The 10,190-nt window shown below is 44.5% G+C and carries 8 protein-coding genes; 4 read left to right on the top strand and 4 right to left on the bottom strand.

The window, feature by feature from the left end; all coding sequences use genetic code 11:
• Nucleotides 1-44: 44 nt before the first annotated feature.
• Together dnaK and A1D16_RS04430 are read right to left on the bottom strand one after the other, a co-directional pair.
• The gene (dnaK, locus tag A1D16_RS04435) at nucleotides 45-1,943 is read right to left on the bottom strand and encodes a molecular chaperone DnaK (protein WP_290708034.1); all 1,899 of its coding nucleotides are present in this window, start codon (nucleotides 1,941-1,943) and stop codon (nucleotides 45-47) included.
• A gap of 163 nt (nucleotides 1,944-2,106) precedes the next feature.
• Nucleotides 2,107-2,604 carry a GtrA family protein gene (locus A1D16_RS04430; RefSeq protein ID WP_290708033.1) on the bottom strand — a complete coding sequence of 166 codons (498 nt, stop codon included), beginning with the start codon at nucleotides 2,602-2,604 and terminating at the stop codon, nucleotides 2,107-2,109.
• 27 nt (nucleotides 2,605-2,631) lie between these two features.
• On the opposite strand from A1D16_RS04430, the gene argS reads away from it, so the two are divergent.
• Nucleotides 2,632-4,410, top strand: coding sequence for an arginine--tRNA ligase (gene argS / locus A1D16_RS04425; RefSeq protein ID WP_290708032.1), 1,779 nt, complete (start codon nucleotides 2,632-2,634; stop codon nucleotides 4,408-4,410).
• A gap of 19 nt (nucleotides 4,411-4,429) precedes the next feature.
• On the opposite strand, the gene A1D16_RS04420 is transcribed toward argS, so the two are convergent.
• Entirely contained in the window at nucleotides 4,430-5,455 is a 1,026-nt protein-coding gene (locus A1D16_RS04420) for a tetratricopeptide repeat protein (protein WP_290708031.1), read from the bottom strand.
• A gap of 27 nt (nucleotides 5,456-5,482) precedes the next feature.
• A complete protein-coding gene (gene glgB / locus A1D16_RS04415) occupies nucleotides 5,483-7,438 on the bottom strand; it encodes a 1,4-alpha-glucan branching protein GlgB (protein ID WP_290708030.1) in 1,956 nt (651 codons plus the stop codon).
• Between the two features lie 143 nt (nucleotides 7,439-7,581).
• On the opposite strand from glgB, the gene A1D16_RS04410 reads away from it, so the two are divergent.
• The 3 genes from A1D16_RS04410 to A1D16_RS04400 form a co-directional block, all read left to right on the top strand.
• Nucleotides 7,582-8,589 (top strand): hypothetical protein, encoded by a 1,008-nt coding sequence (locus A1D16_RS04410; RefSeq protein ID WP_290708029.1) that lies wholly within the window; start codon nucleotides 7,582-7,584, stop codon nucleotides 8,587-8,589.
• Nucleotides 8,590-8,606: 17 nt separating this feature from the next.
• Entirely contained in the window at nucleotides 8,607-9,968 is a 1,362-nt protein-coding gene (locus tag A1D16_RS04405; RefSeq protein ID WP_290708027.1) for an outer membrane beta-barrel protein, read from the top strand.
• Between the two features lie 37 nt (nucleotides 9,969-10,005).
• On the top strand, nucleotides 10,006-10,190 hold a 185-nt coding region (locus A1D16_RS04400), incomplete at its 3' end, for a hypothetical protein (protein ID WP_290708025.1).

Raw genomic sequence — 10,190 nt, 5'->3', positions numbered from 1 at the left:
TTTTTTATTGTTAGCGGTATACGTTGCCAGGCATGGCCTCGCTCCTATTTTACTTCTTCGAATTCTGCATCTGTCACATTTTCGCCATTGGCGCTTTGAGCCCCGGCATTTCCTTCTGGTTGAGCAGCGCCGCCTGTGGCCTGTTGCGCTTTATAGATCTCTTCAGAAGCAGCCGTCCAGGCAGTATTCATTTCTGTAACTGCTGTATCAATGGCGGCAATATCCTGGCTTTTATGCGCTTCTTTAAGTTTGGTGAGGGCTGTTTCGATAGGCGCTTTTTTATCACCCGGAATTTTATCACCAAACTCTTTCAACTGTTTTTCTGTTTGGAAAATCAGGCTGTCGGCCTGGTTGATCTTTTCCACGCGCTCTTTGGCTTCCTTATCGGATGACTCATTGGCTTTTGCCTCTGCCTTCATCTTTTCGATTTCTTCTTTTGTAAGGCCGGAACCTGCTTCTATCCGGATTTTCTGCTCCTTACCGGTTCCTTTGTCCTTGGCCGTTACATGCAGGATACCATTGGCATCAATATCAAACGTTACTTCGATCTGCGGAACACCACGCGGAGCCGGGGGTATACCATCCAGGTTGAACATACCTAAGCTCTTATTCTGATTGGCCATCGGACGTTCTCCCTGCAAAACATGAATCTGCACACCAGGTTGGTTATCGCTGGCGGTAGAGAAGGTCTCTGATTTTTTGGAGGGAATGGTCGTATTGGATTCAATCAGGCGGGTCATTACACCACCCATTGTTTCGATACCAAGGCTAAGCGGTGTAACATCCAGCAAAAGCACGTCTTTTACTTCACCGGTTAATACCGCTCCCTGAATACCGGCTCCTACTGCCACTACTTCGTCTGGGTTAACCCCTTTATTGGGTTTTTTTCCAAAAAATTTCTCAACAATTTCCTGCACTTTAGGAATCCGGGTAGACCCTCCTACCAGGATGATTTCATCAATTTCGGAGGTGCTCATACCGGCATCTTTGAGTGCCTGCTCACAAGGCTTCAGACAGCGGGTGAACAGGTTATCGGCCAGTTGTTCAAATTTAGCGCGAGACAGTTTTTTTACAAGGTGCTTGGGCACACCGTCAACGGCGGTAACATAAGGCAGGTTGATTTCCGTTTCAGAGGAAGAAGACAATTCTACCTTGGCTTTTTCGGCAGCTTCTTTCAAGCGCTGTAATGCCATCGGATCCTTACGCAGATCTACATTTTCATCTTTCTTGAATTCTTCGGCCAGCCAGTCCATAATCACTTTATCGAAGTCATCACCCCCAAGGTGGGTATCACCATTGGTTGATTTTACTTCAAACACACCGTCGCCCAGTTCCAGGATAGATACGTCAAACGTACCACCACCCAGGTCAAATACCGCAATTTTCTGGTCTTTTCCTTTTTTATCCAATCCGTAAGCCAAGGCTGCGGCAGTGGGTTCGTTTACGATACGGCGTACATTCAGTCCGGCAATTTCACCGGCTTCTTTGGTTGCCTGGCGCTGTGCATCGTTGAAATATGCCGGAACGGTAATTACCGCTTCAGATACTTCCTGTCCCAGGTAATCTTCGGCTGTTTTCTTCATTTTCTGAAGAATCATTGCACTGATTTCCTGCGGAGTATACAAACGACCATCAATGTCGATCCGTACCGTATTGTTATCACCTTTGGCTACTTTATAGCTCCAATGGCTGATTTCTTCTGTTACTTCATCAAAGCGGCGGCCCATGAAGCGTTTTACCGACATAATGGTATTATGAGGGTTGGTGATGGCCTGGCGTTTGGCCGGGTCGCCTACTTTACGTTCTCCGTTTTTCAGGAAGGCTACCACCGAGGGAGTGGTTCTGCGTCCCTCATCGTTCGCGATTACAACGGGTTCATTACCCTCCATAACCGAAACGCAACTGTTGGTAGTTCCCAGGTCGATGCCTATTATTTTTCCCATATATGTAATTTTTCCTTTAATGAATGAATGTATTTTCTATTGACAATCAATATGCCAAGCCCATTTTCAAGTGTTAAAATGGCAGTTTTGTCAGGTTGACCGCAACCAGACTGCCAAAACGCAATTCACCGGTATGGCCCGGCCCCTAGTGTGACAGAATAGCTTATTTCTTAAAGGTAAAATGGCGTTGGGTGAGGTAACTGAAGGAAACCACTATTACGGTGGTGAAGATCTTGGCAACGGTAGGGTAAATGCCAAATTGCTCTACAAACAGCTTAATAAATATATAATTGAGAAAAATACAGGCAGTAACCAATAAAATATACCGAAAGAGTTGAACCCTTCCGCGTAATACGGAGTCGTTGAATACCACAGTTCTGTTTAGAAAAAAGCCGAGCGGAAAAGTGATGCAAAAAGAAATAATAAAGGCCATGATGGGTGAACTGATAACCGCCTCACGGCCAAAAGCATTGAATCCCAGGTAAATATCTTGTTTATCTAATATATAATTATAAGAAATAAAATAGATCAGGATATCCAAGAAGGTATTGCCTCCACCACAGGCAATATACCGGAAGGTCTGAATAGGTATATATCGCTTAAATGGAGGGTAAAAGAAATCGATCAATGCGCTAATGCTTTGACTCACCCATGCTAACATGGGCGCAAATATATATTTTTGCCGCCTATGGCGATTACACAACAGATCCAAAGCATTGTTAACAGCGCAATCAGCGAAGTATTCCCTGCGTTTAACGAGACCGCTAATTTTCAGATTAACCAGACCAAGCCCGAATTTGAAGGCGATTATACCGTTGTTTTATTTGGCCTTACCAAAGCTCTTCGGCAAAAACCGGAAGAACTGGGCGAAACACTCGGCAAATTCCTGGTGAGCCAGGACAGTGGCTTTTTTACTGCTTATAATGTAATAAAAGGGTTTCTAAACCTTACCGTGGCAGATTCTTATTGGAACACCCTGCTCGAAGAACATTATTACAATCCTAATTATGGCCGCGCCGCTGCCAATGGAAAAAAAGTGATGGTGGAATACGCCTCGCCCAATACCAATAAACCCCTTCACCTGGGGCACCTGCGGAATATTTTCCTGGGCTGGAGCATTGCAGAAATCCTGAAAGCAGGGGGCTATGAGGTTATTAAAGGCTGTATTGTAAATGACCGCGGCATTCATATCTGTAAAAGTATGATCGCCTGGCTGCGGTATTCAAACGGCGAAACACCGGCCCTGGTGGGGGCCAAAGGAGACCATTTTGTTGGGGACTATTACGTCAAATTCAACGATGCCTATAAGGCCGAAGTAGAGGCCTTAGTGGCCGCAGGTACATCGAAGGAAGATGCGGAAAAGCAGGCGCCGATTATGCGGGCTGCCCAACAGATGCTGGTAGATTGGGAAGCGGGTAAACCGGAAGTAATTGATCTTTGGAAACAGATGAACGGATGGGTGTACGACGGATTTGCCGCTACCTATGAAAATATCGGCGCTGATTTTGACATTACCTACTACGAAAGCAATACTTACCTGCTTGGTAAAAAAATTGTTCAGGAGGGACTTGAAAAAGGGGTTTTCTATAAAAAAGAAGACGGTAGTGTTTGGATAGACCTGCAGGCAGACGGCCTGGATGAAAAACTGGTTCAACGGAAAGACGGTACGTCGGTTTATATTACCCAGGATATCGGCCTGGCGCAGCAGAAATACGAAGAATACGGAATTGACCAGAGTATTTACGTGGTGGGCGATGAACAGAACTATCATTTTAAAGTGCTTAAACTGATAGCCGAAAAACTCCAGCTTCCCAAAGCCGATGGTATTTATCACCTTTCCTACGGAATGGTGGAATTACCCAGTGGAAAAATGAAAAGCAGGGAAGGCACGGTGGTAGACGCCGACGACCTGGTAGCAGAAATGATTGCGATTGCTGAACAAAATACCAGGGAACTAGGCAAAGTAGATGGCTTTTCTGATATTGAATTAAGTGAATTGTACAATACCATCGGATTGGGCGCCCTGAAATTTTACCTGTTACGGGTTGACCCGCAGAAAAAAATGATCTTTAATCCGGAGGAATCTATCGATATACATGGTTTTACCGGTCCGTTTATTCAATATGCATATGCCAGAACAAAATCCATTCTGCGCAGAGAATCCGTGTCCGATTCCAAAGAATGGATGCAGGATAGTTTGCTTCCAATGGAAAAGGGAATGCTGGTAACACTGGAACAGTTTCCCTCGGTGATAGAACAGGCGGCGGCGGAGCATAATCCGTCTGCTATGGCCAACTATATATTTCATCTTTCCAAACAGTTCAATGCTTTCCTGACCGTACACCAGATCAGCCGGGCTGAATCGGCCAATAAAAAAGAACTTCGGTTAAGGATTGCCGTAATGACAGCGCATGTAATTTCGTCGGGAATGGCCTTGTTGGGGATTCGTGTTCCGGAAAAAATGTAAGGGGATAGCTGCTTCTGTCTTACAAGCCAAACATGGATTTTTTCTCTTTCAGTTTTGCAAGGGAAGGATCCATTTTGATGGCTTTTTCACAGAGTTCCTTGCCTTTATTGTCTTCGCCTTTTTTGATGTAGGCTATGCCAATCATATAAACGGCACGTGCCTGGCCCGGATCAATGGCTAGCATTTTGTCCCAGGTTTCTATGGCCTCTGCAGGTTTGCCGGAATAATAATAGGATTCACCCAGGCTGAACAAAACTTCCATATCCTGGGGTTTGCGTTGTAAAATTTCCTGGTACAGGGGAATAGACCGGTCGAACTGTTTATTGCCGTAATAGGAATTGGCATAGTTCTCCAGAAAATCATTGCTGCGGGGATGGCCTGCAGTAAGTGCTTTTTCAAACCAGGGAATGGCATGTGGTTCATCGGGGATAGCTGAATAGGTCATGGCAGCTTCGTACATCCATTTGTTGTTGGAGGGGTCCAGCTTTAATGCCTGTTCATAGCAACCGGCGGCCCGGCGGTAATTATTCATTTCAATATAACAACGCGCTGCAATAAAAGGCATCTGCGGGTTGGTACTGTCTTTTTTCCAGGCCCGCTCAATAGACTCCAAACAACTGCCATAATGTTCCAGTTCAAAATAGCAGCGGGCTGCCAGCCAGTCGAGCGGGGCTTTTGAGCCCAGGGTCTTTGCCTGCTGAACCATTGTGATGGCTTCCTGGAACTGCCTGGTTTGAAAATTCAGTTCTGCCAATTGCCTGATGAGCGCCGTATCTTTTGGTGTGGTACTAAGTAGTTTCTTGTAGGTTTCACGGGCAATTACATAGTACCGTAATTCCAACGCCGTGGAGGCCATTCCTTTTAGCGCTTCCGCATTCGTTTCATCAAAACTGGTAGCCTGTTTATAATATTGGTAAGCAGGCAGGTATTGACGGCGCGAGGCGGCTTCTTCCCCTTTTTGAAGGTAAAAGGAGATACTGTCCTGTTGGGCCTGTACCAACTGGGCGGTGATTATGCAGAATAGCCCTATTATCAGCTGTTTCATAGTAAATGGACGGTGGGCAATGCCCTTTTATTTGAGTACTACAGCCCCTAACGGAGGGAGGTGTAGGTTTATTTCAAATAAATTGTTGTTTTTATCCACTTCTGTTGTGTTAATTTCCGGATTAAAAACATCCCCGGTTCCCCAAAACACTACCTGGTTGCTGTTGAAAATCTCCTTCCAGCTTTTTTTACCGTAGGTGGTCAGCTTCCAGTTCATTCTTACTTCCGGTGTCATATTCAGTATTACCAGCAAATCCTCTGCCGGGTTTTCTCCCTTGCGGCGATAGACCACTACCGATTCTGCCCGGTGATTTAGATCCACCCATTCAAAGCCTCCTTTTTCAAATTGTTTTTCATAAAGGGCAGGTTCTTCCCGTAAGAGGTGGCAAAGTGTTTTGACGCAGTTTTTCATGCCTGCATGACTATCGTACTGTAAAAGTTCCCAGGGAAGTTCTGATTTATAATTCCATTCAACGGAGGAAGCAAACTCATCTCCCATAAATAAAAGTTTGCCACCCGGATGGGTAAACATATAGGTATACAACAAACGCAGGTTGGCAAATTTCTGCCATTCATCACCCGGCATTTTGTAAATCATGGGGCTTTTTCCATGAACCACCTCATCATGGCTCAAGGGCAACATGAAATTTTCGTCGTAATAGTACATCATACTGAACGTAAACGCATCTTGCTCAAATTGCCGGTATAAAGGATCTTTTTTGAAATAGCGGAGTGTATCATGCATCCAACCCATCATCCATTTCATGCCAAATCCAAGTCCACCTTCGAACGTGGGCTTGGATACGCCTGGCCAGTCGGTAGCTTCTTCTGCAATAGTTTGTACATCGGGAAAATCGCGGTAAATGGTTTCATTGAAATCTTTGATAAATGCAATGGCTTCAAGATTTCCATCGCCTCCGAATTCATTGGGTTCCCATTGACCGTCTTTCCGGCTATAATTAAGTTTAAGCATGGAAGAAACGGCATCTACCCTGAATCCATCAATATGAAACTGATCAAACCAGTACCTGCCACTACTGATCAGAAAGGATTTAACCTCTCCCCTCTTATAATTGAATATATAGGAGTTCCAGTCGGGGTGGTATCCTTTCCGCATGTCGGCATATTCATAGGTATGTGTTCCGTCAAACATGAATAGCCCGTGCGAATCATACGGAAAATGCGAGGGCACCCAATCGAGAATAACCCCAATGCCTGCATTATGAAAAGCATCTACCATGGCTTTGAAATCCTGTGGCGAACCAAATCGGGAAGTGGGCGCAAAATACCCTGTGCCCTGGTAGCCCCAGCTGCCGTCGAAGGGATGCTCCATAATGGGCATAAATTCTACGTGAGTAAAGCCCATCTCTTGTACATAAGGTACCAGCCGGGCGGTTATCTGTGCATAGCTATTATAACTTTCTTCGTCGTTTTTGTCGGGGCGCATCCAACTGGCCAGGTGAATTTCATAAACGCTCCAGGGGGCATTGAGGGCATTGTGTTTTTTCCTGTTTTTCATCCAGGCTGCATCCTGCCAAACATAGTTGGTATCCCAGGTAATTGAAGCAGTTAAGGGACGTTTTTCCCAAAACCGGGCGAAAGGATCACCTTTATCAGCCTCTATTCCCTGGAATCCTTTGATCCGGTATTTATACACTTCGCCTAATCCAAGGTTCGGAATAAATCCTTCCCAGATGCCGCTATTGTCCCAACGTGGGTTCAATTCAAATTCATTGTTGCGCCAATGATTGAAATTGCCTTTCACCGAAACGCTGGTGGCATTGGGCGCCCATACCGCAAAATAGATGCCCCAGGTATCCAGCACCTGGATAGCATGTGATCCGAATTTTTCGTACAGTGAGTAGTGAGTGCCCTGTTGAAAGTTTCGGATATCCTCGTCTGTGAGCAGGGAATAATTCCATACCTTTTTGCTGGTGTCTATAAAATTTTCCTGTTCGTAGAAAGATCCTGGTTGTGAAGACATAGGTAATACTTTATGCTGTAGGAAGCGTTACTAAGGTTATTGGGTGATTTGTATGATCTAGGGTTTAACGAAGAATTAGTGATAAGCGGTTAAGCAGTTTAAAAATAAAATCCAAATTTTGGGCACGCCAGTCAAAACCAACAATGAGAAAATTATTCTGTCTCACCGCTACTTTATTAGTTTCCTTATTACTACATGCCCAAACTACAGAAATTAGGGGACAAATTGCCGATACTTCTGAAAAAAAACCACTTGTTAATGCGGTAGTAGCCCTGTTATCAAAAGATTCTGTTTTACTGAAACATACCCGTACCGATGAGCAGGGTAAATTCCGTTTAACTGCGCCGGAAGGTAAGCCGTTATTGTTGCTGGTAAGTTATCCCAAATTTGCTGACTTCCTGGATGTGATCAACCCTTCCGGGGCTATGTTTGAAGCTGGTAAAATCAACCTGATTAAAAAATCGGTACTACTGGAAGAAGTGATTGTTGCGAGAAAGATTGGCGCTATTCGTATGAAAGGCGATACGCTGGAGTTTAAAGCCGATAGTTTTGCTGTAAGACAGGGCGCCAACGTGGAGGAATTATTAAAAAGGCTGCCAGGCTTACAGGTGAACCAACGGGGCGAAATTACAGCACAGGGAGAAAAAGTGCAGAAAGTATTGGTAGACGGGGAAGAGTTTTTCAGTGATGATCCGGCCGTAGTTACCCAGAACCTGCAAGCAGATGCTATCGATAAAGTACAGGTCTTTGATAAGAAAAGTGAGCAGGCGAGTTTCACCGGAATTGATGATGGTGAAAAGCAGAAAACCATTAACCTGACGCTAAAAGAAGACCGGAAAAAGGGCTATTTCGGAAAAGCTAAACTCAGTGGCGGCATTCCGGGATATTATGAAAACGAAGCCATGATCAATGCGTTTAAGGGGAAACGCAAAATAGCTGCTTATGGAACCATGGCAAATACCGGGAAAGCGGGGCTGAGCTGGCAGGACAATGATCGTTTTGGAGGTGGCTCAAACATGGAATACAATGAAGACGAGGGGTATTTTATTCTTTTTCAGAATCGGACGAATTTAATACCTGGGGAGGGCAATTTAACGGGGAAGGCCTGCCGAAAGCCTGGACGGCCGGTGCGCATTATTCCAATAAGCTGAATGCAGATAAAACCCATGTGAACGGGAATTACCAGTTTTATAAACAGAATATCGAAAACGAGGGCTCCAATACCAGCCAGTCGATCCTGTCTGACCGGCTGTTCTACAACAATAGTACCCGCAAAACTTCTACCATGAACCTGAAACACCAGTTGTCTGGGTTCTATGATGTGAAGCTGGATTCTTTGTCCAGTCTCAAAATTAATGTGAATGGAATGCAGGGGCAGGCCAGTAATGCTTCCGTTTTTACAGCAGAATCACTGGGCGACCTGGAACAATTGATCAATAACCAAAGCAGGCGCTTGAGCTCTGCGGGAGATCGGCAGCAAATGAAAACCTCTGCTATCTGGCGGAAGAAATTTATGAAAGCAGGCAGAACCCTATCCGTAAATTTTGATCAGCAATACCAGAATAACTCCACCACGGGAAATTTATATTCTGTAAACCGTTTTTTTGACGAGAATGGGAATATGAGCAGTTCAGATACGGTGGATCAGGTTAAAACAAATTATACCCAGTCGAATATCTGGGGAGGCCGGATCAGTTATACCGAACCGCTCTCCAAAAAATGGTTTGTAGAAACGAATTACGGGTACCGGATCAATAACAGTAAAGCTTTGCGGAGCTCTTTCGTAAAGGATTTTAACGGGAAATACGAAGTATTAGACAGCCTGTTCAGCAGTGATTATGCCTTTGATTTTAATACGCATAGTACCGGCCTCAATTTCCGGTTCAACGGGTCCAAGATAACTGCCTCCTTTGGTTCCAATATAAATTTTGCGAATTTCCGCCAGCAGGATCTGCGGAAAGACACTACCTATAATTACAGTTTCACCAACTTTTTTCCCAAGGCTAATATCCGTTTTAAAATGGGGGCTCAACGGGGGTTGAACCTACGGTACAACGGACAAACCGCTCAACCTACGTTACAGCAGATTCAACCTATTCGGGAAAATACCGATCCGCTGAATATCCAGGTGGGTAACCCGAATTTAAAGCAGGAGTTCCGGCATAATATCGGGTTGAATTACAATGATTACAAAGTGCTGACCGGAAGGAATATTTATTTCAGTGGTGGATTCAATTTTATTGACAATGCCATCAGCCGTGCTGATAACGTTGATGATCAGGGCCGCCGTCAATTCAGTTATGTAAATGTGGATGGGAATTATAATTACTATATTTATTCGGGTTATTGGAAAGAACTGAAGAAGATAAAAACCAATTTCAATTTCAGTTTAAATTACAACGGTGGCAAGAACAATAACTTTGTAAATAATGTAAAAAACACCAATACCTATTCAACCGTTGGTGCCCGTACCGGCATTTACAAGACCAAGGCAAAAAAAATACAATATAGAGCTCTCTTTTGCGCCTAATTTTACCCGGAATATTTCTTCTTTACGACCTGATGTGGTGACCAAATACTGGACTACAGAAACCGGCGCGGAAGGTTCGGTATTTTTACCAGCAGATATAGAGTTTAATTCTTCGATCAATTATATGTGGCGGCAGAAGACAGATGTGTTTGGAGAGGACCGGAACGTGGTATTATGGAATGCGTACCTGGCAAAAAAATTTCCTGAAAAAGAAAACGGCTG

It is taken from the genome of Flavihumibacter sp. CACIAM 22H1 (assembly GCF_001601815.1).
Classification (GTDB): Bacteria; Bacteroidota; Bacteroidia; order Chitinophagales; family Chitinophagaceae; genus Flavihumibacter.
Note: the sequence above shows the minus strand (reverse complement) of the source record. Positions and strands in the feature narration are given on the sequence as shown.

Excerpts from the sequence above, each read along its gene's own strand:
- dnaK (WP_290708034.1), bottom strand. The coding sequence starts at position 1,943 with ATGGGAAAAATAATAGGCATCGACCTGGGAACTACCAACAGTTGCGTT.
- A1D16_RS04430 (WP_290708033.1), bottom strand. The coding sequence starts at position 2,604 with ATGTTAGCATGGGTGAGTCAAAGCATTAGCGCATTGATCGATTTCTTT.
- argS (WP_290708032.1), top strand. The coding sequence starts at position 2,632 with ATGGCGATTACACAACAGATCCAAAGCATTGTTAACAGCGCAATCAGC.
- A1D16_RS04420 (WP_290708031.1), bottom strand. The coding sequence starts at position 5,455 with ATGAAACAGCTGATAATAGGGCTATTCTGCATAATCACCGCCCAGTTG.
- glgB (WP_290708030.1), bottom strand. The coding sequence starts at position 7,438 with ATGTCTTCACAACCAGGATCTTTCTACGAACAGGAAAATTTTATAGAC.
- A1D16_RS04410 (WP_290708029.1), top strand. The coding sequence starts at position 7,582 with ATGAGAAAATTATTCTGTCTCACCGCTACTTTATTAGTTTCCTTATTA.